Genomic DNA, 24908 nt, shown 5'->3' with positions numbered 1-24908 from the left:
GATTGAGCGGGGAGCGTGTGCGGCGGGGCTTAAATGGCGGGGCCTGGCGTCGCAGGGGCGTCAGCCCTCGATCGCGAAGTCCCCGGCGTGTGCGCGGAAGCGCCGCAGGATCGTGATGAGCGAGTCCACCTCGTCCGGCGCGAACCCCGTGTCGCGGAACAGGTCACGGTTGAGCGCCTCGGTGGCTTCGGCGGCTACGGCCGTCCCCCGATCCGTGAGCACGATGGTGATGGCCCGCCGGTCATTGGGCAGCGGTTCGCGGCGCACCAGGCCCGCGTCCTCGAGGCGGTCCACCGCGTTGGTCACGGAGGCCGGGTGGACCTGCAACAGGGCACTGGCCTTCTTCATGAGCATCTGGTGCTCGCGCGAGAAACTCAGCAGCGCGATCAGCTCGTAGCGCGCGAATGTGAGCCCGAACGGTTTGAGGACGGCCTCGGCCCGGGACAGCAGGATCTGTTGCACGCGCATGATGGCCGTGACCGCCGCCATGGGCGCAGCGGTGTCCTCCCACCCGTGCCGCATCCAGTTGCGTTGGGCCTCGGCAATGGGGTCCCTGGGGAGCCCGGGGGTGATCGACACAGGGAACCCGCCTTCCTCATCGGATGCCGTCGGTGCCCTCCCGCGGCCCGGTCAGGGTACCAAGGGCCTGTCATCGAACGTCCGTCACCGGACGGCCGGTACCGGGCGACCGTCCTCGGGCGACCGTCACGGGAGGGCCGTCACCGGGCGGCCATTACTGGTCCAGGGACAGATCCTCCTCGCGGTACTCCGTCCCGTGCCCCTCCGGCGCTCGGCCGGATTTGGAGCGACGCGTCTCCACCGAGCGCAGTTCCACGCGACGGATCTTGCCCGAGATGGTCTTAGGCAGTTCGAGGAACTCGATTTGACGGATCCGCTTGTAGGGTGCCACCTTGGTGCGGCAGTAGGCCAGGCTCCCCGTAGTAACCGCGCATGAGTCCCCCGGGCCGCGGGTCCAGACGTAGGCACAGTTCGCCCTCGCTTGACTCCTCGTCGGTCACGGGGTCCACGACGGCGACCTCGAACCCGGGCAGTGGTACGCCCATGGAACCGATCCGGATCCGGGGCCCGGGTGTGTTTGCGACCTGCAGCGTGGTTTCCGTCTGGCCGAAGCCGTCCTCCTCCAGGATGATCAACGCGTCCTGGTCCCGGCGCTCGGGAGATGCGGCGAGTTGGTCGAACCAGTCCAGGCCGAAGTTGACGTGATCGACGCGCGGCCACACGAACTCCTCCCGGGCCCGTTCCCACTCCAGCTGGAGTGACACCAGGTGGTAGCGTGCGGCGCGAAACTCGTCCGTGACGGTCATGACCGGCCCCCCTCGAATTCATGTGATCTGTGACACAGATATTTACTTGGACGGTCTATAGTTGAAAAGATCACCATTGGATTACCGAGCACCCGAGGGCCAGGATGACCACCACCATCACCTCCTCTCGTCCCCGTGCCGCGTCCGAGCTCCCCGGAGTGGACCTGCTGAAGATCCAGCAGCTGCTCTGCGATGACGAACGCACCCGTTTGGCGGGGATCGAGAAGCACCTGCAGGACAACGTCCGCCGTCAGTCGATCGACCCGTGGAACCGGGAGCACCTGCCCCTGGAGATGCTGCCCCCGCTCGCCGAGCTCGGCCTGGGCAACCTGTTCCGGGACGGCTCGTCCCGGTTGTTCCAGGGACTCGTGCATGCGCAGCTCGCCCGGGCGGACGTGTCACTGTCCGCGCTGATCGGGATCCACAACGAGTTGATCGTGGGGACCCTCGTGGAACTGGGGTCGCAGCAGCAACAGGACACGTGGCTCCCCGGACTCTCGGACCTCTCCACGATCGGGGCGTTCTGCCTCACTGAACCCGAGCACGGCTCGGACATCGCCGGCGGCCTGGCCACTACGGTCACCCGCGAGGGTGACGAGTGGGCCATCAACGGTCGAAAACGTTGGATCGGCGCCGGAACCGTGGCCCAACTGGCCCTCGTTTGGGCGCGGGACACGGCCGACGGTCAGGTCAAGTGTTTCGCCGTGCCCACCAGGACACCCGGGTACGCCGCGACCAAGATCGGCAACAAGATGGGTCTGCGCATCATGCAGAACGCGGACGTGACGTTCACGGACCTGCGTGTCCCCGCGGACGCCCTGCTCCCCGGGGCCGTGAGTTTCGACGCCGCCAACATGCTGCTCAAGGACTCGCGCGCATGGGTCGGGTGGCAAGCGGTGGGCGCCCAACAGGCCATCCTGGACGTCCTGCGCGAGTACACCCTGCGGCGGGAACAGTTCGGCAAGCCTCTCGCGAGCTTCCAGATGGTCCAGCAGGCCATGGCGGAGATCGCGGGCAACCTTGCGGCGAGCTCCGCGCTCATGGTGCAAGTCACCCGCCTGCAAACGTGCGACGAGATGGACATGATGCACGCGGCCCTCGCCAAGTCCACCGCGACCCGGCTCGGCCGGCGCTCGGCCTCACTGGCGCGTGACGCCCTGGGCGGCAACGGCCTGCTGAGCGACTACGAGATCGCCAAGGTCCTGGGGGACCTCGAGGCCATCTACACGTACGAGGGCAGCTACCACATCAACTCGCTCATCGTCTCCCGGGCGCTCACGGGGGTTTCCGCGTTCGTCTGAGTGGCCGGGAGCTGACGACCAGAAGTGGGAAGCCGTGCCCGCAGGACCGCGCCCGGGGTCGTGACCGACCGGGCGCGGTCCCTCATGAGCGAGGGCCGCGCGGTTAGGCGGGGATTCGGCATCCTCGTTACCCTGGTGACAGCGCCTTCGCGCGCCGTCGGGCGTTCTCGTCCCCACCGCACCCGCACCCTTCGGTGCCGGTCCCGCGTGGGCGGCCCAGCGGCGTCGTCGGCGCCGTGAACGACCCACCCAGTACTCCACGCGCGGCCGCAGCCAGCGGTCGGGCGAGAAACGGACGTGAGACCGCATGGCTGCCAAATCCACCCTGGACAATGTCATCTCCCTGGCCAAGCGCCGGGGCTTCGTGTTCCAGGCGGGTGAGATCTACGGCGGTTCGCGCTCCGCGTGGGACTACGGGCCCCTGGGTGCGGAACTGAAGGAGAACATCAAGCGCGAGTGGTGGCAGACCTTCGTGCGCGGCCGCGCGGACATGGTGGGCCTGGACTCCTCGATCATCCTGCCCTCCGCGGTGTGGGAGGCTTCGGGCCACGTGGAGACCTTCACGGACCCGCTCGTGGAGTCGCTGCACACCCACAAGCGCTACCGCGCGGACCACCTGCTCGAAGCGTACGAGGCCAAGCACGGGCACCCGCCGGTCAACGGGCTCGCGGACGTCAAGGACCCCGAGACGGGCCAGGACGGCAAGTGGACCGACCCCCAGCAGTTCTCGGGGCTCATGAAGACCTTCTTGGGTCCCGTGGACAACGAGGAGGGCAAGCACTACCTGCGCCCGGAGACCGCTCAGGGCATCTTCGTGAACTTCCTCAACGTGGTCACCGCGGCGCGCAAGAAGCCCCCGTTCGGGATCGGGCAGATCGGCAAGGCGTTCCGCAACGAGATCACCCCGGGCAACTTCATCTTCCGCACGCGGGAGTTCGAGCAGATGGAGATCGAGTATTTCATCCACCCGGACGAGGCCAAGCAGTACTTCGACGAGTGGGTCGAGGCGTGCTGGAACTGGTTCGTGGACCTGGGTGTGAACCCCGACAACATGCGCCGCTACGACGTCCCCGAGGGCGACCGCGCGCACTACTCGGACGGCACGATCGACATCGAGTACCGTTTCGGTTTCCAGGGCTCCGAGTGGGGCGAGCTGATGGGCGTGGCCAACCGCACGGACTTCGACCTGAGCAACCACACCGAACACTCAGGCACCAAGATGCAGTACTTCGACCAGGCCTCGGGAGAGCGTTATACCCCGTACGTGATCGAGCCGTCATTCGGGCTGACCCGTTCCATGATGGCGTTCCTCGTGGACGCGTACGTGGAGGATGAGGCCCCCAACACCAAGGGCGGCGTGGACAAGCGCACCGTGCTGCGCCTGGACCCGCGCCTCGCTCCGGTCAAGGCCGCCGTGCTGCCGCTGTCCAAGAAGGAGGACCTGCGCCCCGCCGCGCAGAACCTAAACGTCGAGCTGCGCAAGCGCTGGAACATCGACTACGACGACGCCGGGGCCATCGGCCGCCGCTACCGCCGCCAGGACGAGATCGGCACGCCGTTCTGCATCACCGTGGACTTCGACACCCTCGAGGACCAGGCCGTGACCGTGCGCTCACGCGACGAGATGACCCAGGAGCGCGTGGGTCTGGACCGCGTCCAGCAGTACCTCGCCGACCACCTCGAGAAGTAGGCACCGCATGAGCATCGAGTACCGTCCGTGGCGCGAGGACGACGACCTGCGTCTGCTCGAGGTCTGGCCGGACGCGCCGTCGGCACCCGCGCAGGCCTTCCGTGCGCGACTGGGTGCCGACGACGACGCCGCGTTCTCCCGCACGCTCGTGGCCACCGACGCCGGTGTGCCCGTCGCGGCCGGGGTGGTCTACGAGTCCCCGTGGCACCCGCGCCGGTTGTGGGCGTACGTGGAGGTGGCTCCGGACCGGCAGCACGAAGGCATCGGCCGGGAGCTCCTGGCACGCTTGCGGAAAGTGGCCGCGGACGCGCCGTCGAGCGTCACGGCGCTGCGCTCCCGCGTGACCCCCGGCTCCGCGGGGGAGAGCTTCGCGAAGGCGGAGGGCCTGACCCCGGCCATGCGCTCGCGCGTGGTGCGCGTGGCCGCGGGTGCCCTGCCCGAACCCGCGCTCGGACAGACCGCGGACGGCTCGTGGGTGCGCTCCGTGGAAGATCTCGCGACCGGTTCCGTGGAACTAACACGCGCCGTGTGGGAGTTCTACCGCTCGGTCCACGACTGGGACCCGGTCGCGGAGATCGGGATCGGTGCGGTGAACCGGCAGTTGCTCTCGGACACCGCCGGAGCGTTCGGAGCCCTGGTGCTGCGCGCGGGCGCTCCGGGGAGTGACGGTCCCGCACCGATCACCGCGTTCGCCGTGAGCTACCGCCCGTTCGATCCGCAGGATCCCGAGGACCGGGCCACCCGGTTCGAGGCCGCTGACGTGTTGCTGGGCTACGTGCCGGGCGCCTCTTCCGATGACGGTTCCGCGCGTGAGGCGGGTGCGGCCGTGGAGACGCTGCTGGCCCTGCTGGTCCGGGACTACCCCGTGGAGCTCGAGGTGGACGACTCCATGACCCCGCTCGTGGCCGTGGTGGACAACCTGTTGGAGGCCGGGGTCGCGCACGTGGTCACGGAAACGGTCACGCTGGTGGACGACCGAGTGTAAGGCCACCGGTACAGGCCGGTGCGGGGGGGGGGGGGTGCTTCTCTGGTTTTGGTCAAGCGGCCAGGGCCACCGTCGGTGGGGTGTGTGGCCAGGGCGATGCCGGCGTAGGAGGCCAGGTGGGCGGCGTCTTTGAAGCTCTTACCCACGAGACCGGTGAGGATCCGTGCTGCTGTCCTGACCCCTGCCCCGGGCATGGAGGTCAGGACCCGAGTGAGAGGGTGAGCATCGACCACCGTGAGGATCTCGGCCTCGATCTCCGCCCGTTGGGTACCGAGCTGGGCTAGCTGCTCGGCCAGGCGCCTGATGATCTTCTCCGCCGCAGTGGTGCCTGTAACGGTCACGGTCTGCTCGCCCAGGGCGGTGAAGATCTCCTCGGTGAGCCGCTCGGCCAACCGGGGTGCGGAACGCCGAACTGGTCCTGGGCTTGCTCGAACCCGTCACGGCACTCGCCGCGCAGCTCAGGCGGCGGGACGTGCCGCCGTACGCGGGCGCACCCCTGATGACGATCGCGTGCTGGCTCGTGGAATGGATCCGACGAGCGGATCCCGATCGCAGACGCGCGCTCGTCCGCCGGTTCTCGGCGGTGGATCTGATCCTCACGCTGAGCCGGAACCAGATCGACATCCTCGTGGATGCAGGGTTCCGGGCCGATCAGGTGGCCGCTTTCCCGTTCGGCTGCGCACCGGAACTGTTCACCGACGACGGGACGCAGCGGGCCGTCGACGTCTTCGCCGCCTGGCCGAGCGGGAGGCGCTCGCGGAGGCGGGCAGGGCCGTGGTCACCGAGCGGTTCACGTATGACAGGATGTGGCGCGCGTTGCGGGACGAGCTCCACGATCACGGGATCCGTTCGGGCCGCGGTGCGAACTGACCGCCGCCGTCCGGTCTCGGTCTACGAGGCCTCCGCGTGCTGCTCGTGCCGGGACAGCACGGCCGTCACGAACCACGCGGCCACGCTCGCGAGCGCCACGGCGGTGGAGCCCGCGGCCAGGATCGCGGGCACCGAGGACTGACCTGAAGACAGGACGTCGAGCGGGTCGGCGCCGAGCAGCCTCGCGGGCCCCGCAATGCGTCGTTCGTGGTAAGACGTTCACGGAGGAAAGGAGTCCCATGTTCGAGACCCAGGCGAGTCCGTCGCGCACGGAGCCACCGCGACGCCAGGAGATGAACGGCCGGTTGCGGCTGATCGCCACGGTGGCCACGTTCGGCGGATTGCTGTTCGGTTACGACACCGGGGTGATCAACGGAGCGCTGCCGTCCATCGTGGCGGATCTGCGGTTGACGCCGTTCCTGGAGGGTCTCGTGGCCTCGATCCTGCCGTTCGGCGGCGCGTGGGGCGCGGCGTTCGGCGGCAAGCTCGCCGACCGCTACGGCCGCCGCCGGGTGCTGATGATACTGGCTGTGGTCTTCGTGGTCGCCACGATCGGGTGTTCGATCGCACCCACCGTCGCGGTGCTCGTGACGTTCCGCTGTCTGCTGGGGCTGGCCGTGGGCGCGTGTTCCGTGATCGTGCCCGTGTTCCTCGCCGAACTCGCCCCCTCGCACCTGCGCGGTCGCGTGGTCGCTCAGAACGAGCTGATGATCGTGGGCGGCCAGGCGCTCGCCTTCGTGTTCAACGCGGTGTTGGCGACGGCGTTCGGGCACCTCCCGCACGTGTGGCGCGTCATGCTCGTGCTCGCGACCGCCCCCGCGCTCGTGCTGTGGATCGGGATGCTCGTGGTGCCGGAGTCCCCCCGCTGGCTGGCCCGCCATGGAGCGGTGGAGAAGATGTTCCAGGTGTTGCGCCGCATCCGCGAGGACTCCTACGACCGGCGCGAGGGTGAGACCGTCCTGGAACTCGCCCACGAGGACGAGCACCGCCCCGCGGCCCGGATCACGGATCTGGTCCGCGTCCCGTGGATCAGGCGAATCTTCGTGCTGGGCGCGTCCATGGCCGTGATCAATCAGATCTCGGGGATCAACGCGATCCAGTACTACGGCGTCACGGTGCTGCAGGACGTGGGCTTCGGGGGCAACGGGGCGTTCTACGCCAACATCATCCCCGGGATCATGGGGGTCGTGGCTGTGGCCCTGGCCATGTACCTGCTCAAGCACGTGGGCCGCCGGACACTGTTGCTGACCGGGTTGGTGGGGACGGCAACGTCGTTGACGGGCTTCGCGGTGTCCTACCTGACGATCCCCGAGGGCAGTCCGGCGCGCGCGTGGGTGATCCTCGCGTGCATCGTGGTGTTCGTGGGGTTCATGCAGTGCTGCATCGGCACCGTGACGTGGTTGTACATGTCCGAGATCTTCCCGCTCAACGTGCGCGGCGTGGGCATGGGTGCGTGCGCATGGATCCTGTGGATGATGACGTTCCTGGTGGGGCTCACGTTCCCCGTGCTCACGGACGCGCTGGGCGTGGGGTACACGATCATGATCTTCGTGGTGCTCCAGCTCGTAGCGATCGTGTGGGTGTACTGCGTGGCCCCGGAGACCAAGGACAAGTCCCTCGAGGAGCTGGAGCGCTACTTCCGCGCCGGGTAGGGGACAATGGTTCGTCAGTCGTCCTACGACGCCCCGTCCACACCATGTGAGGAACCGTCCGTGTCCTGTGAGCTCAGCGAAACCACCGCCCCGGAAGACTTCGCGCGCCCGCGCTGGGTCGCGCAACCGGACGTGCGTGAGCGGGCGCAGCGGTTGAGCACGAAGTTCGAGGAGGTCTACGCCCGCCCGCCCGCAGGGGTGTGGGCCGCGCCCGGCCGCGCGAATCTCATGGGCGAGTACATCGACTACTCGGGCGGGATGTGCCTGCCCTTCGCCCACCAGTACGTGACGTTGACCGCCGCAGCACCCCGCACGGACGGGCTGCTGCACGCGCAGTCCCTCCAGGACACGGACGCCTCCGTCGCGGACCGTGAACTGCGCGCGGCCCGGGTGAGTGACGTCCAACCCGGAGCCATCCATGGCTGGTTCGGCTACGCCGCGGGCGTGGCGTGGGGGATGAACCGCGTGGCCGCGGGGCACTCCGAGCACGAGGCCGTGCCCGGACTCGCGCTCGGTGCGGACTTCGGCGCGGACCTGCTCGTGGACTCGACCGTGCCCATCGGCGCGGGGCTCGCCTCCTCCGCGGCGCTCGAGTGCTCGGTCGCGCTCGCCCTGTTCTCGCTGCGCACGGGCGACGACCACCCGGACGACACCCTGCGCCGCGCCCTGGCCCGAGCCTGCATGGACGCGGAGAACTACATCGTGGGCGCCAACACCGGCGGCCTGGACCAGACGGCGTCCCTGCGCTCGCACGCCGGGCAGTTGCTCGCGCTGGACTGCCGCGATTTCGACGTCGCCCGTCTGCCCGCCGATCCCGCGCTCGCGGGTCTCACGTGGCTCGCCGTGGACACGTCCGCCCCGCACAAACTGGCCGACGGTCAGTACAGTTCCCGCCGCGCCGAGTGCGAGGCCGCTGCCGCGGTGCTCGGGGTCTCCCGCTTGCGCGACGCGCTGCCCGAGGATCCGGGGTTCGACGACGCCGCGGCGGTCCTCGAGCGCTTCGACCACCTGCTCGGGGCGGGCGCCCCGTTGACCGAGGACCCCCGAGGGACCCGGTTGCGCCTGCGTCATTCCGTGACCGAGATGGTGCGCTCGGAGAAGATCGCCCGACTCCTGCGCGAGGCGGACCCGGACTGGGCGGCCGTGGGTCAGCTGCTCGTGGCGGGCCACGAGTCCATGCGGGACGACTGCCAGGTCACGGTCCCGGAACTGGATACGGCGGTCGAGGGCTGCCTGGCCGCCGGGGCCTTGGGTGCCAAGGTCGTGGGCGGCGGTTTCGGGGGCTCGGTGATCGCCTTGGTTCCCGAGACCCACGTGGAGCGACTCGCGAGCGCGGTGCAGCACCGGTTCGCGGAGAACGGGTTCCTCGATCCGCTGTTCCTCACGCTCACCCCGTCCGACGCCGCCCGCAGGGTCCTCTGACCCCGCGCCCCTGCGGCATCGGTTGCACGGGGCAATGATCGGGGCTGGAAGAATCACGCGGTAGGAGCACAGGAGGAGGGCGCATGTTCGCACGGGCCAGGGTGGCGCGCAGGCTGCAACGGGGCCGGGCGGCGTCGTCGTCCGGGGACACCGCCACGGCACGCGATCACTTCGAGGCGGCCCTGCGCGCGGCGCGACTCGGGGAGGCGTGGCTGGAAGCGGGCCAGGCGGCGTCGTGGTTGGGGAATCTCGCGCGGGACGCCGGCGACTGGGCGGACGCGGAACACCACTACCGACTGGCCGCGACGCAGTACAAGCGCGCGCCACGGTCGGCGCGATCCCTGGGAGCGCGGGTGCAGTGCCTCGAGAACCTCGGGGATGTGTTGCTGCTGGCCGGGCGCCCGTGGGACGCATACCGCGAGTTCCAGGAGGGGGCCGCGGCGGCGGGGGTGGATCCGGCGCGACCCGCCGGGGACGGTGCCGGCTTCGTCACGCGGGAGGACCTGCGCTGGGTGTCCCACCTGGCCACCGCCGCGCAAGCGGCCGGGCGGCGCAAACTCGCGGCCGAGCACTACGAGACCGTGCTCGCGGGCTGCGAAGCGCGCGGGGACGTGGCCGGGCAGATCATGTGCTGGAAAGGGCTCGCGGCGCTCGCCGAGGGGATGATGGCCTGGAACGACGTTGCCCACGCCCTCCACACCGCAAGCAACCTCTACCCCGCGCTGCCCGAGCCGGAGGCCCACACCCGCGAGTGGGTGCAGTGCCTGCGGGACCTGGGCGCGGTGTACAAGACCCTGGGTCGCAGGGACAAGCAGGTGCGCGCGTTCAAGCTCGCGATGCGACTCGAGCAGGTGGACGCATCCGCGCGCACCGACCGCGACGCCGGGCAGCGGACGAATGAGACAATGGCCCACGATGAGCACCGAGACGACTGAGACCGCGGACCGTGAACCGGCCGTGTTGAACTTGAAACCCCTACAGCTGGGCCCGCTGACCGTGGACGTACCCGTGGTCCTGGCGCCGATGGCCGGGGTCACGAACAAGTCCTTCCGCACCCTGTGTCGGGAATACGGCGGGGGACTATACGTGACCGAGATGGTCACGGCGCGAGCACTCGTGGAACGCCGCCCCGAGTCCCTGCGGATCATCGACCACGACCCCCACGAGACCCCGAGATCCATCCAGATCTACGGTGTGGACGCCGTGAACGTGGGCAAGGCCGTGCGGATGGTCGCGCAGGAGGATCGCGCGGACCACATCGACCTCAACTTCGGGTGCCCCGTGCCCAAGGTCACCAAGCGCGGGGGTGGTTCCGCCCTGCCGTGGAAGACCGACCTGTTCCGCGCGATCATCCGCACGGCGGTGCGCGAGGCCGGGGAGATCCCCGTGACCGTCAAGATGCGCATCGGCATCGACGGCGAACACCAGACCTTCCTGGATGCCGGGCGCATGGCCCGCGATGAGGGGATCGCCGCGGTGGCCCTGCACGGGCGCACCCTCGAACAACACTATTCGGGCCACGCCGACTGGGATGCGATCGCGCGGCTGCGCGAGGCCCTCCCGGACATCCCCGTGCTGGGCAACGGGGACATCTTCTCCGCGGAGGACGCGGTGCGCATGGTCGAGCACACGGGCGTGGACGGCGTCGTCGTGGGTCGGGGCTGTCAGGGCCGGCCGTGGCTGTTCGGGGACCTGCAGGCAGCCTTCGAGGGCAGCCCGCGCCGCTACCGGCCGGGTGTGCGCAAGGTCGCGGAGACCGTGTACCGCCACGCCGAGCTGCTCACCCAGGAGTTCGGGGACGAACTCAAGGGCTGCCGCGAGATCCGCAAGCACGTGTCCTGGTACTTCAAGGGGTACCCGGTGGGCGGGCAGTTACGCGCCCGCATGGCGCAGGTGCCCACACTCGCCGCGCTGCGCGAACTGCTCGACGAACTCGACCTGGATTCCCCCTACCCGGGCGCGGACGTCGAAGGGCCTCGGGGCCGGGCGGGCTCGCCTAAGAAGCCCCACCTGCCGGACGGCTGGCTCGACTCCCGCATCCTGGGCGACGCCGAACGGCTGGGTCTCGCGGCCGCCGAGCTCGACGTCTCGGGAGGCTGATCCCACTGCACACCCCCGACCGTCTGGCCATCCTGCCCCCGGGCTACGAGCCCACCGACACCGAGCGGTTCGTCGCCGAGAACCACCACAACCGCCATCGCAGTCACTTCGAGCGGGACCGCGCGCGCGTGCTGCACAGTTCCGCGCTGCGAAGGCTCGCGGCCAAGACCCAGGTGGTCTCGCCGCAGTCGGACGACTTCGTGCGCAACCGGCTCACCCATTCGCTCGAGGTCGCCCAGATCGGGCGCGAGCTGGGCAAGGCGCTCGGGTGCGATCCGGACGTCGTGGACGCCGCGTGCCTGTCCCACGACCTCGGTCACCCGCCGTTCGGGCACAACGGTGAGACGGCGCTCGCGCAGCTGACCCGCGGGATCGGCGGCTTCGAGGGCAATGCCCAGACCCTGCGCCTGCTCGTGCGGCTCGAGCCCAAGATCATCGCGCCGTCGGGGGAGCCCGCGGGGTTGAACCTCACCCGCGCGACACTCGACGCCACGTGCAAGTACCCGTGGAGCGCGGCGGACGCCCCGCCCCGGCCGGACGGGCGCCCCAACCGCAAGTTCGGAGCCTACGAGGACGACCTGCCTGTGTTCGAGTGGTTCCGCGCGGGCGCGGTGCCCGGACGCAAGTGCATCGAGGCCCAGGTCATGGATCTCGCGGACGACATCTCCTACAGCGTCCACGACGTCGAGGACGCGGTCGCGGCCCACGCACTGCAGCTCGAGAACCTCACGCAACCCGCGCACCGCCACCGGGTCATCGAGTGCACCCGCGGCTGGTACCTGCCCGCGGCCACGGAGGACGAGCTCGACGCCGCGCTGTCCCGGCTCGAGTCCTCACCCGTGTGGATTCCCCGTCTGCACGGGACACGCGCGGATCTGGCACGACTGAAGAACATGACGAGCCAGTTGATCGGCCGGTTCGCGATGTCCGCGGTCGCGGCCACCCGGGACGTGGCCGGGGACGACCGGCTCACCCGGTACCGGGCGTCCCTCGTGGTCCCGCGCGAGACGGAGCTGGAGATCGGGGTGCTCAAGGGCATCGCGACCGCGTTCGTGATGACCGTGCGGGACGCCCTGCCCCTCTACGACAACCAGCACGAGATCCTCACGATCCTCGTGGACGCCCTGATGCAGACGGACGGGCGGTTCCTGGCCCCCGAGTTCGCCGCGGACTGGCGTGCCCTGGGGGACGGTCCCGGCAGTGAAGCCGCCCGGTTGCGGCTCGTGGTCGATCAGATCGCGTGCCTCACGGACCGCTCCGCGGTCGCGCTGCACGACCGGATCCGGGGCACCAACTGGCGCACGGGGGACAAGCCGCTCTGGTGAGGTCCGGCGGCATCGGTTCTGCGCCCCACATCTCGTCCCGTTGATCGGGAAAATCGGGTGCGTCACGTCCGTGTGAGACTAAGATCACCGTGTTCCCTCCCCACGACCGGAAGTGATCCCGTGAGTTCCGAAACTGCTGCCCCCTCGCGTGGTCTCGTCCTGAAATCCGCCACCTGGGTGGCCCCGCTGTGTTGGATCGCGGTGCTGCTGGACGGTTTCGACGCCGTGGTGCTCGGCGCCGTGATGCCCGCCCTGCTCGCGGACCAGGCGTGGGGGATGACCACCGGCGAGGCCACCGCGGTCGCGACCGCCGGCCTGTTCGGCATGATGGTCGGCGCCCTGGGCATGGGCTACCTCACGGACCGCTGGGGTCGGCGCAAGATGCTCATCGGCGCCGTGATCGTGTTCTCGGTGCTCACGTTCGCCGCCGCGTTCGCCCCGACCGTCCTGTGGTTCGGGATCCTGCGTTTCCTCGCGGGCCTGGGTCTGGGCGGTTGCCTGCCCACCGGCATCTCCATGGTCACGGAGTTCTCCCGCCCCGGCCGCGGCTCCCACGCCACCACGGTCATGATGACCGGCTACCACGTGGGTGCCGTGCTCACCGCCGCGCTCGCGATCTGGGTGCTGTCCCACTTCACGTGGCACACCATGTTCATCGCGGGCGCGCTGCCCGCCCTGATCCTCGTACCGCTCATGTTCGTGTTCCTGCCCGAGTCCCCGTCCTACCTCGCGTCCAAGGGCCGCCTCGAGGATGCCCGCCGGGTGGCCACGCACTACAACGTGCCCTTGGAGATCGGCGACGCCGCCCCCGCGGCCTCGGGCGCGCGCGGTGCCGCAGCGCCGTCGACCCAGGTGGTGGCCGAGAAGAAGGGCGCGGCCCTGTTGCTGAGCGGCACGTACGCGCGCAACTCCGTGGTGATCTGGATCGCGTCCTTCATGGGTCTGCTGCTCGTGTACGGGCTCAACACGTGGTTGCCGCAGATCATGCGCGCCGCGGACTACGACCTCGGCAACGCGCTGGGCTTCCTGCTCATCCTCAACGTGGGCGCCGTGGTGGGGCTGTGGATCGGTGGCCGCGTGGCGGACCGGATTACCCCCCGCATCGCGAGCATCATGTGGTTCGCGGCCTCGGCCGTGCTGCTCGCGGCCCTCGCGATCCGGCTGCCCGTGGCCGGGATCTACGTCATGGTGTTCCTGACCGGGTGCTTCGTGTTCTCTTCCCAGGTGCTCGTGTACGCGTTCACCGCGACCAACCACCCGCCGCGCGTGCGCGCGACCGCCCTGGGCATGTCCGCCGGGGTGGGGCGTCTCGGCGCGATCAGCGGTCCCATCGTGGGCGGCACGCTGCTGGGTGCCGGGCTCGCGTACCCGTGGGGCTTCTTCGCGTTCGCCGCGGTCGGTGCCCTGGGCAGCGTGGCCATGGTCGGGTCCAAGACCGTGGGTGCCCCGGACCGCCGCATGGTGGTCGGCGGGAACGACGACGCCCCGGCGGCTCGCTGACCCCGCGCCCTGTTCGTCGCGGGACCGTTCGGTGACGCCGTTGCCGGAGTCATCGCGTGTCCTCGCGGGCCCGTTAACCGGTCGTTCCGGTCCGCTGCACATCCGTGACGCGTGCGCGATCCGGTTTGACGGGGTGCCTAAACTGGCCGAGTGGCCGGACTGATCAAGCGTGAAGACATCGACGAGGTCCGTGCGCGCACGGACCTCCGCGAGGTCGTGGAACAGTACGTGACCCTCAAGCCCGCGGGCATCGGTTCGTACAAGGGACTCTGCCCCTTCCACGACGAACGCACGCCGTCCTTCCACGTGCGCCCCCAACTGGGCACGTACCACTGCTTCGGGTGCGACGAGTCCGGGGACGTCATCTCCTTCCTCATGGAAATGGACCACACGCCGTTCTCGGAGACCGTGGAACGGTTGGCCGCCCGGATTGGGTACGAGCTGCACTACGAGCAGGGTTCCGCACCCAACCGGGAGGAAGTAGGGCGTCGACAGCGGTTGCTCGACGCACACAAGGTGGCCGCGGAGTTCTTCCAACGCAACCTCTACACCCGGCAGGCCGCCGCGGCCCAGCGGTTCCTGGGGGAGCGCGGTTTCGATCACGACGCCGCTCGCACCTACGGGATCGGCTACGCACCGCAGGGGTGGTCCCACCTGTTGCAGCACCTGCGCAATCACGGGTTCACGGACCAGGAACTCAAGCTCACCGGCATGGTCTCGGAGGGCAACCGCGGGCTCTACGACCGGTTCCGGGGGCGGCTGATCTGGCCCATCCGCGCGGTCGCGGGGGAGGTCATCGGGTTCGGGGCACGCAAGCTCTACGACGACGATCCCGGCCCCAAGTACCTCAACACCCCCGAGACCCAGCTCTACAAGAAGTCCCAGGTGCTCTACGGCATTGACCTGGCCAAACGGCCGATCGCCAAGACCAAACAGGTCGTGGTCGTGGAGGGGTACACGGACGTCATGGCGTGCCACCTGGCCGGGATCACCACGGCGGTGGCCACGTGCGGCACCGCGTTCGGCGCTGACCACATCAAGATCGTGCGCCGGTTCCTCTCGGACGACTCCGCCGGGGGAGAGGTCGTGTTCACGTTCGACGGCGACGCCGCCGGACAGAAGGCCGCGCTGCGCGCCTTTCAGGAGGACCAGCGGTTCGTGGCCCAGACCTACGTGGCGGTCGAGCCCCACGGGATGGATCCGTGTGACCTGCGCCTGACCCGCGGGGACGTGGCCGTGCGTGATCTCGTGGAGTCCCGCACCCCGCTGTTCGAGTTCGCCTTGAAAGCCACGATCCGCGAGTACGACGTCAACAGCCTCGAGGGTCGGCTCCGCGCCATGCGGGCGTGCGCCCCGATCGTGGCCGGGATCCGTGACCCCGCCCTGCGCCCCGCGTACGCGCGGGAGCTGTCCGGGTGGCTGGGGATCGAGACGGACGAGGTGCTGCGCGCCGTCGACGCCGCCTCCCGCAGTGAGAACGGCCGGGGAGAACCGGGGCGGGGGCGCGGTCAGGGGTCGACCCCGGACCGTCCGGATGCTCGTGGCCACCGCGGTGACTCGGCCGGATCGAGGCATGGCTCGGGGCCTGTCTCCGGGCCTGGCTCGGCCCCCGGTGAGAACCACCGGCCCGAGGCACCCGAGCTGCCGGATCCGCGCGAACCCGTGTCCCGGATGGAACGGGAGGCGCTCGAAGTGGTGCTCCAGCTCCCGGACCTCGTGCCGGACGGCTACTGGGAGCATTTCGATTCCGCCGGCATGACGTACCGGGTGCACCAGGTCTTGCACGATGCCGTGGTGGCCGCCCGCGCGGACGAGGACTATCACGGTGAGGGCGGTCGCGCGTGGCTCGAACACGTGCGCGCCCACCTGCCCGAACCGCTGCACGGCTACCTCGCACAACTGTCCGTCACGCCGCTACCCGCGGCCACCGAGCAACAAATGCGCAACTACGCGGTGGGCGTGCTCACCTCGCTCGTGGAGATGCACATCAACCGGGCGAAGTCGGACAAGCTGGCCCACCTCAACCGGTTGAACGCGCAACGGGAACCCGAGCTGTACCAACAGCTCAACCGCGAACTGCTGGACCTCGAACTGCAGCGGCGCAGCCTCACCGGGGCGTGACCCCGACTCAGAGGGGTGTGGCGCTTGCGGGTGGTGGCGGGGATTCGATTTGAGGAAGCCGCGACGGGGCGGTAAAGTATCGTCTCGTTGCGCAGCAGTGCGTACATTCCCCCGTAGCTCAATTGGCAGAGCATTCGACTGTTAATCGAAGGGTTACTGGTTCGAGTCCAGTCGGGGGAGCCACCACGGAGGCCCTCTTCCAGTACGGAAGGGGGCCTCCGTCGTATCCAGGGCGGCACCCGCCTCCAGGAACCGCCGCGGCCTAGTAGACTCGGCGGCTGTTCCGTATGTGCGGCCCACGACTCAGGCGGGTGACCCGGTTCCGTGACTCTGGCTTCTCGCCGATTGTGCGCCGCAGCGGCGCTGTTGTACTCGGTGTGGGTCCTCTATCCGCTCGTGAACAGGGAACTGCACCCGTGGACGTCCTTCGTGTTCGAGTACGTCGTCGCGGACCCCCCCGGGGGCCACCGTACTGCGAACCGTGGACGCAGAGGTCGGGGTGGCGCTCGCCGGGGTGACGGCGTTCTCCTCTGCGCGGCTGCGGACCCTGTGGCGCGCTCTCCCGAACGGTACGCGAGGGACGGACGGGCCCGCGAAGTGATGTCCTCTCGCAATCGCGGTGTGGCTCATCGCCGCGGCCGGTGTGCCCGTCGCCCAGCGGTTGCGCTCACGGGAACTCGCAACGAAAAGGACAACGGTTCCGCGCCGTCGGGCATCGGGGATCATGTCAGCACCCGCGAAGTTATGGGCGGCCCCGTACGGATCCTCGATGCGGGCTCCGGGCCGGTCATCGTGTGCTGCTCCGGCGTGGCGTCGACCCTGTGGGACTGGCTTCCCGTGGTCGAACGGCTACGCCGGGACCACCGTGTGATCGTGTACGACCGCCCCGGATACGCCCAGGGAGACCGGGTGTCCAAACAACTCCCCGATCTCGATGAGGAGGCGCATCGGTTCGCCGCCGTGCTCACCGTGTGCGGCGTTCGGGAACCCGTCACGGCCGTGGGACATTCCTTCGGTGGCGCGGTGGTCGAAGTGGTGGCCCGGGTGCATCCGGGGCGGATCCGTCACCTCGTGTTGCTGGACGCGTCCGTGCCCTCGGCCGAGGGCGCGGACCCCGCCCACGACGAGGCCGCGACAACCCGCCGGTTCCGCCGGTTCACGCTGCCTCTGGCGCGGTCCCGCGTGGCGGGTGCCGTGTGGCGTGTGGTGGGCCCCGTCGTGGCCGGGCGACTCGTGCCCGGACGCGGACGCCTCATGCGTTCGTGGCCGCAGCTGCGCGTAGATCTGACATCCCCGAACTTCCTCATGGGGTCCCTGCGGGAACTCGCGGGCTACGTGGCGTGCATGAACCGGTTGCAGGAACTGGCCGCCCATACGCCCCTGGACCCGGAGCTGGACGTCCTGGTGGTGGCCGCGAACGGACGGCTGCCGCGGATCGGGACCACCCGGTGGGTGCGCCATGTGCTCGCCCGGGCCACCTACCTGTCCCGGGAAGCGCCCGTGCACACGATCGTGTTGCGACGCAGCGGTCACTTCGTCATGGTGGATCACCCCGAGCGGATCGCCGCGGTGATCGCATCCGTCAGATCAGGTGTTCTTCCCGCGCACGGTTGACCGCCGCCGTCCGGTTGTCCACCCCGAGCTTGTCGTAGATGTGTACAAGGTGCGTCTTCACGGTAGCTTCCGAGATGAACAATTCCTTGGCCAGGGCCCTGTTGGACGCGCCCGTGGCGAGCCCGCGCAGGATCTCGATCTCCCGCGCGCTCAGCGACGTGCCGGGGGAACGCACCCGCTGCATGAGCCGCGCCGTGACGGAGGGGGACAACACGGGGCGGCCCGCGGCGGCGTCGTGCACGGCGGCACCGATGGTCTCGGGCTGCGAGTCCTTGAGGAGGTAACCGGTCGCGCCGGCCTCGAGCGCGGCGACAATGTCCGCCTGGGTGTCGTAGGTCGTGAGGATCAGCACCGGGGGCCCGCCCGCCGCGACAATGCGCCGGGTCGCGTCCAGCCCGCCCATCCCGGAACCCATCTGCAGGTCCATGACCACCACGTCCACGGAGCCGCCCGCGCGGGACAGCATCTCGAGCGCCACGCGTCCGTCCGGCGCCTCGGCGCCGACCACGATGTCACCCACCGATTCGAGCACCGCGCGCAGCCCGGCGCGCACCACGGGATGATCGTCCACGAGCAATACGCGGGTGGTCATGACGAATCTCCATTCGGCAGGGGGCGGGTGGCTTCGGGCGCGGGCAGGGGCAACCGCAGGTTCACAGCCGTTCCGGCGCCGGGTTCGGACTCCACGGTCAGGACGGCCCCGAGCTCGTGCGCGCGGCGTCGCAGGTGGGCCAGTCCGAAGCTGTCGTTGCGTGCGTCGTCGGCGGCGGAACGCGGTCTGAAGCCCGCGCCGTCGTCCACGACGTCCAGCGTCACGGCGTCGTCCCAGCCCGCGAGGGTCACGACGGCGCGTGACGCCCGCGCGTGCGAGGTCACGTTCGCGAGGGTGGACTGCGCTGCCCTCACGAACAGGGTGCGCTGCGGGGCGGGCAGGTCGGGGACGGCACCTTCCACCGTGAACTCGCACGTGAGCGGCGCGCCCACGGCGCGGGCCGCCTCCCGGGTGCGGTGACACACCTCCGCGAGGACGGCGGGCAGGGAGTCACCCGGTGCCGGTGCGGCGAGGTCCCGTACGAACCGACGCGCCTCCGCGAGGTCGGCCGCGGCCGTGTCCTCGATCGTGGCCAGTTGCGCGCGGGTCGCGTCGAGCTCCGCGCGCTCCAGCGAGCGCTGTGCGGCCCGTGAGACTAGCACGATCGAGGTCAGGCCCTGGGCCAGGGTGTCGTGGATTTCGCGGGACAACCGGTCGCGCTCGGCCATGGTCCCCGCGTCCCGTTCCTGGCGCGCCAGCTCAGCTCGCGTGGATTCGAGATCGCGGATCGCGCGCACGTGGCGGCGGGTGTCCTCGTACAGTGCGCGGTACCCGAAGCTCACGAGCAGCGCGACAATCGCACCGATCGCGGGTCCGAGCGCCATTCCCGCCGCGAACGCTCCCGGGGCGGCATGTAGGTACTGGGAGAGCACCACGACGCCGGTGAGCACCACGATCGCGACCAGCGCCGCCGCGGTGGGCAGTACCACGGGGCACAGGAAGAACAGGGGGAACGCGACCCACGAGAAGTCCGGGCTCAGCAGGGCCAGCGCGGCCCACAGCGCCGCGATGAGACCGAGCCACCCGGGACCCCACCGCAGGGATTCCCGGCTCGCACGACCCCGCGCCACACGGTTCTCCACCAGGGTCCCCGCGAGGTAGACCGCCGCGAGCAGCACGCTCAGTCCCAGGACGACGGCGATCATCGCCCCGCCGCCAGGGGCCCGGCTCAGGTGCAGCACCGCGCGCACGGCGGCGAGCACCAACAGCGCCGCGAAGCTCACGTGCAACGTGACCCGCAGGGCGCTCAGCACTGCGGGGGTGGAGAGGTCCTCGCGCACTCGGGGGCTCCTTTCCAGGTCGTGCGGTGGACTGGTTGGTCGGAGCGGTGTGCCGGGGACGGCGTCGTCGTCCTGCCCGGGTCCCGGGCGCGGTCGCACGAGTGCGGTGCCCCGACCAAGACGCGGCGTCCCGATCGCCGCGCGGCGATCGGGCGGATGCCGCCATCGGCGAGCAGCGCGCACGGCACGGCCGGGTCTCCCGCCATGCTACGCATGTGACGCGAGTGGCGGATCAACCGATTGGTTGAGCGCGGCATCCCCCGAGGGGCTGGACGGTCTCCACCCGCGGGGCGATCCACCGGCGGCCGCGTCCCGCGAGGCTTGAGGGGAACAGTTTCTCGACCCATCGGAGATCACCATGTACCTGTCCCTACGGGACATCACGTTCGCCAAGGGGCGGTTCGCGTTGCTCGCGACCGTCGCGGCCCTGATCACGCTGTTGCTCGTACTGCTCACCGGGTTGACCAACGGGCTAGGCCACCAGAACACCTCGGCCCTGGAACGGTTGCAGGCGCAGCGGTTCGTGCTCAGCGCCCCGGCGGGGGACGCGTCCGACCCGTCCTTCACGACGTCCCGGATCACCGCGGACGAAACGCGCGCGTGGCGTGACACCGTGGGGGCGCACCACGTGGAGCGGCTCGGCCTCGTGCAGACCACCGCGCGGGCCGGGGACGGGGCGAACTCCTCCGCAGACGCTGCGTCGGCCACCTCCGTGGCCGGTGTCGCGCTCGAACCGGGCTCGCGGCTCGCGCCCGGGCTGAGCGCCGTCAACGGGGTCACCCACCCACAGGACGGCACCGCCGTGCTCAGTGAGACGCTGGCTCGCGAGATGAACGTGGGCGTGGGGGACGCGGTGACCCTGGCCGGCACGTCCCTGAAGGTCACCGGGGTCGTGGCGGACGAGTACTACAGCCACGTGCCGGTCGTGTGGCTCAGCATGGAGGACTTTCCCGCCGTGGCCCACACCGACGACCCCGAGCAGGCCACCGCCCTGGCCCTCACCACGGACACCGTGCCCGAGGGGGTCACGGAGCGCACCGCAACCGTAGCCATGGACACCGGGGACGCCTTCGCGGCGCTGCCCGCCTACGAGTCGGAGCAGGGCTCGCTGCGCATGATGCAGGGCTTCCTCTACGGCATCAGCGCCCTGGTGGTGATCTCCTTCCTGACCGTGTGGACCATCCAGCGCACCCGGGACATTGCGGTGCTGCGCGCTCTCGGCGCGAGCCGTGGTTACGTGGTGCGGGATTCGCTGCTCCAGGCCGTCGTGGTGCTTACGATCGGCGTGCTCGTGGGCGGCGGCCTGGGAATCGCCGGCGGTGCGCTCGCCGGGTCCGCGGTCCCGTTCGTGCTGAGCGCTGCGACCATGGCGCTGCCCGTGGCCGGTGTCCTGGCGCTGGGACTGATCGGGTCCGTGCTCGCCGTACGCCGCGTGTCCACCGTGGATCCGATGATCGCCCTGGGAGGTAACTGAGCATGCATTCCGATCGTCACCCCCGTCACCGCGCAGGAGACCCCATGGACAACCACACCGCAGCGGCACGCCTGGACGGGCCGCATGAGTACTCGACCGACGATCCCGCCCTACGGGTGACCGACCTCTGCCTGGAGTACCCGGACGGCACGGACGAGCAGGGCGAACCCCGCACGGTGCGAGCTCTGGACCGTGTGTCCCTCGAGCTGGCCGCGGGCACCATGACGGCGCTCGTGGGCCCGTCCGGGTCCGGCAAGTCCTCGCTGCTCGCCGTGGCCGCCGGGTTGGTCCGCCCGAGTTCCGGCTCGGTGTCCGTGGCGGGCCGTCGGCTCGAGGAGCTCCCCGAACGCGAACTCGCCGGGGCCTGCCGGGAGCACACGGGCATTGTGTTCCAGCAGCCCAATCTCCTGGCCTCGCTGACCGCCCGCGAACAACTCGTACTCGCCGCGCACGTGGCCGGGGCCAGGGGCAAGGAGCTTGCGCGGGCCCGCGCTCGGGCGGACGAACTGCTCGCACAGGTGGGGCTCGAGAACTGCGCGGACCGCCGCCCCCATCAGCTCTCGGGTGGGCAGCGCCAGCGCGTCAACATCGCCCGGGCGCTCATGAACAGGCCGCACCTGCTGCTCGTGGACGAGCCCACCGCGGCGCTGGACCACGCGCGGTCCCGCAGCGTCATGGAACTGCTCGCGGATCTGACCCACACCTTCGGCCTGGCGTCCCTCGTGGTCACGCACGACACCGAGTTCGTCCCCCTCGCGGACGCATGCGTGAGCATGCAGGACGGTCACCTGGACACGGAACAGGCCACGACGGCGAGCGGTCGCGCCGCTGCCACCGTGGCCTGACGGGTCCTCTCCCGGCGGGAGTCGGGCCGGCCCGTGGTGCCCGCGGCCGCGTCCACGCCCGCGTGGGGTTCGCCCGGGGGTGTCGTGGCGTCTGCATCGGGCCCCGCCGCGCGCGGGCCCTGCGGATCGAGCGGGGTGCGGGGTTCCCGGAGCAGGAACGGAGCGAGACCACCAAGCAGGAGCAGTGCACCCGGTACCACGAACGCGGTCGTGTACCCCCCCCCGCGTCCACGACGGCGCCGATCACGGACATGATCAGCATGAACACCTTCTCGTTGTTCTCGAACCACTTCTTGACTACGCCGGGCCCGGTGGAGGTGGCGATCCACAACGAGAGCCCGTAACCGAGCATCACGACCATGTACTGCCACCCGGTAGGGGTGATCCAGAACTGTTGCGAGTACACCGTGGCGAGCCAGGTCAGCAGCCCCACGCCCACCAGGTTGTTGAGCAGCAGGCACAGCCCCAGCACCAGGGAGTTGCGATTCTTCCAGGCGTCGAGGATCGAGACGTCCTTCTTCGCACTCGAGTTGGCACCCTCCTCGGTGCTTGCAGCGGCAGAGGACGACGCCGCGCCGTCGCCCGGCAGCTCCGGCGCCGCCGGCACGAGCGTGACGAAGATGCCTTTCTGGGTGCTCGTGAGATTCATGGTCGGGTGTCCGTCGTACGCGGGAGTGGAACGTGGATCATTCAGGGCCATCTGCACCTCCGTGCGCACGCCGGCCTCGAGGGCCTCTTCCCTGATGCCGAACTTGGGGTGGTGGTTCATGTAGGGCAGCCGGTCCTCGGCCGTGCCACCCCCCAGGAACACGAAGCACGCGGGGACCTCCCGCGCGAAGTACGCGAAGTCGTCGGAGGCGGACGTGCCCGGGCCCCAGGAGACTTTGTCCTCGCCCAGGGCCTACACCGCGGCGTCGTAGCCGATCTGCGCGACGTCGTCGTCGTTGACGATCACGGGGTAGCCGTCCGCCCATTCGAACGTGGCCGTGGCACCGTAGGCGGCGCACGTGTCCTCCACGATGTCGGTCGCGCGGTACCCGAGGACCTCCCAGTCCTCGCCCGCGACCGTACGAACGGACACGCCGATCCGGGCGGTGTCCGGGATGACGTCGGGGGCCCCGCCCGCCCGGATCATGCCCACGTTGACCACGTTCATGTGGTCGAGGGCCACGCTGCGGGAGACGATCGTGTTCAGCGCGACCGTGATCTGCGCGGCGACCAGCACCGGGTCCGCACAGTTCTGCGGCATGGAAGCGTGGGAACCCTGGCCCTGGATCAGTACCGTCACCGAGGTCTCGGTGGGGCGCTCGGGGGAGAGGCCAAAGCTCGGGAGTGTCTCCACCACGAAGTCGGATGTCGCGTGCTCCTTGTAGGACAGCTCCGGGTGGGCGTGGATGCGGCGGCGCCAGTCGATGACGTCGGACGCGGGAGCCTCGATCTGCGGGGGCCGTGAACCCTCTCGAAGAAATCACCCAACAATAAGATCTTTTGTGAATCATGCGTGATTCTGAATAGAATACAATGTTGACTTATGTGGAGGAATCTGCTTTCAATGAACGCCTTCAGTTTTCCACAGCCCCCGGTGGTTGACAAGGTCCGAGCCTCGTCACGCCCGAGGTGTCGCGCCCGTCCCTGCCCGCTGGGCGCGCGGCCGAATGGTATTTTGAAATCAGATCAACCGTTCAGCACCACCACGTACTCATCGGAGGCGGCATGAGCCATGCAGTGGACCCCAACAGCGGTCACTCGTCCGGCAGCACCGGGCATTCATCCGGCCACACAGGACACACGTCCGGGGCAAGAACTCGCACCACCACGAAGCCGGGTGCCGCGTCCATCACGGACGTCGTCAAGGTCTTCACCCGATTGCTCCCCAAGCAGCTCAAAGATGAGGCCCAGCTCGCGTTCCTGGAGCTCAAGGAGAAGGGCATCAAGGTGGGCGTGGGCGCCGCGCTCGCGGTGGTCGGTCTCGTGTTCCTGGGCCTCGCCGTCATCGCCTTGATCGGTGCCGCCATCGCGGGCCTGTCCCACGTGATGCCGGCGTGGTTGGCCGCGCTGCTGCTCGCCCTGCTGTTCCTCATCCTCCTGGCCGTGCTCGCGCTGATCGGGATCGCCAAGATCAAGAGTGCGTTGCCGCTCATGCCCAAGAAGGCCATCTTCGGGCTGCGCTACGACCTCGGTGTGGTCAAGGAGGGCTCCGCGTACAATGAGGGCCGTGTCCAGCGTGAGATGAACGAGACCGAGCAGAAGAAGCAGCGGGAGAAGGAAGAGGCGGCCAACGACCCCAACCAGGTCAAGCCCGTCAAGCCCACCGAGGAGCAGTTGCGCCACCGCCTCAAGCTGCGCCGCGAACACCTCAAGAGCCTGCGCGACGACGCCCAGAACCGCGCCGATTCCGTCCAGGCCGCCACGCAGGGCTTCGTGGACCGCACCCAGCGCACGTTCACCCAGACCCAGGAGTCGGTCAAGCAGACCTTTGCGTCCAAGGGGGGCTCCCAGGGGGTTCGTCCCGCCGGTTCCACGTCCGCCCAGGACGTCCTGAGCGAGCGCTGGCAGCCCCTCGCGGTCGCCGTGGCCGCCGGGTCCGCGTTCCTGGTGTTCCTGCGCAAGCTGCTCAAGAAGTAATCGGGTGCGCGGCTCGCGTGAGTCGCCAGCCGTGCCGGAGGCCGGGTCGTCATCGTCGCGACCCGGCCTCCACCGTGTCCCGGGGCGTACTCGGGTACGCGACTCCTCGGGCTCCGGTGCGTCTCATCCGGCGGTATGGGATCCCTCGTGCCCCGGTGCGAACATGCGGTGAACTCCCAGGCCCGCC

20 protein-coding genes, 1 tRNA gene and 2 pseudogenes are annotated in these 24908 nt (G+C 69.6%); 16 read left to right on the top strand and 7 right to left on the bottom strand.

The annotated features are described in order from the left end of the window. Window positions 1–60: 60 nt before the first annotated feature. Both Q9R22_RS00485 and Q9R22_RS00480 read right to left on the bottom strand, forming a co-directional pair. On the bottom strand, window positions 61–522 hold the full coding sequence (locus Q9R22_RS00485; RefSeq protein WP_207387906.1) for a MarR family transcriptional regulator: 462 nt from the start codon (window positions 520–522) through the stop codon (window positions 61–63). A gap of 211 nt (window positions 523–733) precedes the next feature. Then, window positions 734–1136, bottom strand: a pseudogene (locus Q9R22_RS00480) (AMP-binding protein); the annotation flags it as partial. Between the two features lie 293 nt (window positions 1137–1429). Here Q9R22_RS00480 and Q9R22_RS00475 point away from each other — a divergent pair. The 3 genes from Q9R22_RS00475 (at window position 1430) to Q9R22_RS00465 (ending at window position 5301) form a co-directional block, all read left to right on the top strand. Next, complete coding sequence (locus Q9R22_RS00475) at window positions 1430–2626, top strand: acyl-CoA dehydrogenase family protein (protein ID WP_131333239.1); 1197 nt, start codon at window positions 1430–1432, stop codon at window positions 2624–2626. A 307-nt stretch (window positions 2627–2933) separates the two neighbouring features. Further along, window positions 2934–4316: a glycine--tRNA ligase gene (locus Q9R22_RS00470; RefSeq protein WP_131333238.1), complete on the top strand. Its 1383-nt coding sequence runs from the start codon at window positions 2934–2936 to the stop codon at window positions 4314–4316. Window positions 4317–4323: 7 nt separating this feature from the next. After that, a complete protein-coding gene (locus Q9R22_RS00465) occupies window positions 4324–5301 on the top strand; it encodes a GNAT family N-acetyltransferase (RefSeq protein ID WP_131333237.1) in 978 nt (325 codons plus the stop codon). A gap of 71 nt (window positions 5302–5372) precedes the next feature. Here the strand turns inward: Q9R22_RS00465 and Q9R22_RS00460 are convergent. Then, a pseudogene (locus tag Q9R22_RS00460) lies at window positions 5373–5534 on the bottom strand (transposase); the annotation flags it as partial. A gap of 164 nt (window positions 5535–5698) precedes the next feature. Here Q9R22_RS00460 and Q9R22_RS00455 point away from each other — a divergent pair. From Q9R22_RS00455 to Q9R22_RS00410, 10 genes are all read left to right on the top strand, one after another. Beyond that, window positions 5699–6313 carry a hypothetical protein gene (locus Q9R22_RS00455; RefSeq protein ID WP_131333235.1) on the top strand — a complete coding sequence of 205 codons (615 nt, stop codon included), beginning with the start codon at window positions 5699–5701 and terminating at the stop codon, window positions 6311–6313. A 97-nt stretch (window positions 6314–6410) separates the two neighbouring features. After that, window positions 6411–7823, top strand: a complete 1413-nt coding sequence (locus Q9R22_RS00450; protein WP_242670447.1) for a sugar porter family MFS transporter — start codon at window positions 6411–6413, stop codon at window positions 7821–7823. A gap of 60 nt (window positions 7824–7883) precedes the next feature. Further along, window positions 7884–9245 (top strand): galactokinase family protein, encoded by a 1362-nt coding sequence (locus Q9R22_RS00445; protein WP_311253928.1) that lies wholly within the window; start codon window positions 7884–7886, stop codon window positions 9243–9245. An 83-nt stretch (window positions 9246–9328) separates the two neighbouring features. Continuing rightward, a complete protein-coding gene (locus Q9R22_RS00440; RefSeq protein WP_242670446.1) occupies window positions 9329–10180 on the top strand; it encodes a hypothetical protein in 852 nt (283 codons plus the stop codon). After that, a complete protein-coding gene (gene dusB, locus Q9R22_RS00435; RefSeq protein WP_131333233.1) occupies window positions 10161–11345 on the top strand; it encodes a tRNA dihydrouridine synthase DusB in 1185 nt (394 codons plus the stop codon). Before Q9R22_RS00440 ends, dusB begins: the two co-directional genes overlap by 20 nt. 5 nt (window positions 11346–11350) lie before the next feature. Next, complete coding sequence (locus Q9R22_RS00430) at window positions 11351–12670, top strand: deoxyguanosinetriphosphate triphosphohydrolase (protein WP_131333232.1); 1320 nt, start codon at window positions 11351–11353, stop codon at window positions 12668–12670. A gap of 120 nt (window positions 12671–12790) precedes the next feature. Further along, complete coding sequence (locus Q9R22_RS00425) at window positions 12791–14170, top strand: aromatic acid/H+ symport family MFS transporter (RefSeq protein WP_131333231.1); 1380 nt, start codon at window positions 12791–12793, stop codon at window positions 14168–14170. Window positions 14171–14320: 150 nt separating this feature from the next. Continuing rightward, window positions 14321–16291, top strand: coding sequence for a DNA primase (gene dnaG / locus Q9R22_RS00420; RefSeq protein ID WP_131333230.1), 1971 nt, complete (start codon window positions 14321–14323; stop codon window positions 16289–16291). Window positions 16292–16398: 107 nt separating this feature from the next. After that, window positions 16399–16474, top strand: a tRNA-Asn gene (locus Q9R22_RS00415). A 561-nt stretch (window positions 16475–17035) separates the two neighbouring features. After that, complete coding sequence (locus tag Q9R22_RS00410) at window positions 17036–17905, top strand: alpha/beta fold hydrolase (protein WP_242670445.1); 870 nt, start codon at window positions 17036–17038, stop codon at window positions 17903–17905. On the opposite strand, the gene Q9R22_RS00405 is transcribed toward Q9R22_RS00410, so the two are convergent. Then, on the bottom strand, window positions 17874–18497 hold the full coding sequence (locus tag Q9R22_RS00405) for a response regulator transcription factor (RefSeq protein WP_085106647.1): 624 nt from the start codon (window positions 18495–18497) through the stop codon (window positions 17874–17876). The genes Q9R22_RS00410 and Q9R22_RS00405 overlap by 32 nt on opposite strands. Then, entirely contained in the window at window positions 18494–19777 is a 1284-nt protein-coding gene (locus tag Q9R22_RS00400; RefSeq protein ID WP_131333227.1) for a sensor histidine kinase, read from the bottom strand. Before Q9R22_RS00400 ends, Q9R22_RS00405 begins: the two co-directional genes overlap by 4 nt. A 358-nt stretch (window positions 19778–20135) precedes the next feature. Here Q9R22_RS00400 and Q9R22_RS00395 point away from each other — a divergent pair, with 358 nt between their 5' ends. Continuing rightward, entirely contained in the window at window positions 20136–21251 is a 1116-nt protein-coding gene (locus Q9R22_RS00395) for an ABC transporter permease (protein WP_131333226.1), read from the top strand. Between the two features lie 44 nt (window positions 21252–21295). Further along, window positions 21296–22096, top strand: a complete 801-nt coding sequence (locus Q9R22_RS00390) for an ABC transporter ATP-binding protein (protein ID WP_131333225.1) — start codon at window positions 21296–21298, stop codon at window positions 22094–22096. Here Q9R22_RS00390 and Q9R22_RS00385 read toward each other — a convergent pair. Both Q9R22_RS00385 and Q9R22_RS00380 read right to left on the bottom strand, forming a co-directional pair. Further along, window positions 21978–22907, bottom strand: a complete 930-nt coding sequence (locus tag Q9R22_RS00385; RefSeq protein ID WP_131333224.1) for a hypothetical protein — start codon at window positions 22905–22907, stop codon at window positions 21978–21980. The two genes, Q9R22_RS00390 and Q9R22_RS00385, sit on opposite strands and share 119 nt — an antisense overlap. Before the next feature lie 90 nt (window positions 22908–22997). Beyond that, on the bottom strand, window positions 22998–23441 hold the full coding sequence (locus Q9R22_RS00380) for a peptidase dimerization domain-containing protein (RefSeq protein ID WP_131333223.1): 444 nt from the start codon (window positions 23439–23441) through the stop codon (window positions 22998–23000). A gap of 368 nt (window positions 23442–23809) precedes the next feature. On the opposite strand from Q9R22_RS00380, the gene Q9R22_RS00375 reads away from it, so the two are divergent. Beyond that, the gene (locus tag Q9R22_RS00375; protein ID WP_131333222.1) at window positions 23810–24721 is read left to right on the top strand and encodes a phage holin family protein; all 912 of its coding nucleotides are present in this window, start codon (window positions 23810–23812) and stop codon (window positions 24719–24721) included. Window positions 24722–24908: the final 187 nt, after the last annotated feature.

The sequence above is a fragment of the Kocuria sp. PD6 genome (assembly GCF_031844145.1).
Lineage (GTDB): Bacteria > Actinomycetota > Actinomycetes > Actinomycetales > Micrococcaceae > Kocuria > Kocuria marina.
Note: the sequence above shows the minus strand (reverse complement) of the source record. Positions and strands in the feature narration are given on the sequence as shown.

What these genes read in the sequence shown, in the direction of transcription:
- Q9R22_RS00390 (WP_131333225.1), top strand. Translation starts at nt 21,296, where the DNA reads ATGGACAACCACACCGCAGCGGCACGCCTGGACGGGCCGCATGAGTAC.
- Q9R22_RS00440 (WP_242670446.1), top strand. Translation starts at nt 9,329, where the DNA reads ATGTTCGCACGGGCCAGGGTGGCGCGCAGGCTGCAACGGGGCCGGGCG.
- Q9R22_RS00475 (WP_131333239.1), top strand. Translation starts at nt 1,430, where the DNA reads ATGACCACCACCATCACCTCCTCTCGTCCCCGTGCCGCGTCCGAGCTC.
- Q9R22_RS00485 (WP_207387906.1), bottom strand. Translation starts at nt 522, where the DNA reads ATGCGGCACGGGTGGGAGGACACCGCTGCGCCCATGGCGGCGGTCACG.
- dusB (WP_131333233.1), top strand. Translation starts at nt 10,161, where the DNA reads ATGAGCACCGAGACGACTGAGACCGCGGACCGTGAACCGGCCGTGTTG.
- Q9R22_RS00450 (WP_242670447.1), top strand. Translation starts at nt 6,411, where the DNA reads ATGTTCGAGACCCAGGCGAGTCCGTCGCGCACGGAGCCACCGCGACGC.
- Q9R22_RS00395 (WP_131333226.1), top strand. Translation starts at nt 20,136, where the DNA reads ATGTACCTGTCCCTACGGGACATCACGTTCGCCAAGGGGCGGTTCGCG.
- Q9R22_RS00465 (WP_131333237.1), top strand. Translation starts at nt 4,324, where the DNA reads ATGAGCATCGAGTACCGTCCGTGGCGCGAGGACGACGACCTGCGTCTG.
- Q9R22_RS00470 (WP_131333238.1), top strand. Translation starts at nt 2,934, where the DNA reads ATGGCTGCCAAATCCACCCTGGACAATGTCATCTCCCTGGCCAAGCGC.
- Q9R22_RS00405 (WP_085106647.1), bottom strand. Translation starts at nt 18,497, where the DNA reads ATGACCACCCGCGTATTGCTCGTGGACGATCATCCCGTGGTGCGCGCC.
- Q9R22_RS00375 (WP_131333222.1), top strand. Translation starts at nt 23,810, where the DNA reads ATGAGCCATGCAGTGGACCCCAACAGCGGTCACTCGTCCGGCAGCACC.
- Q9R22_RS00410 (WP_242670445.1), top strand. Translation starts at nt 17,036, where the DNA reads ATGGGCGGCCCCGTACGGATCCTCGATGCGGGCTCCGGGCCGGTCATC.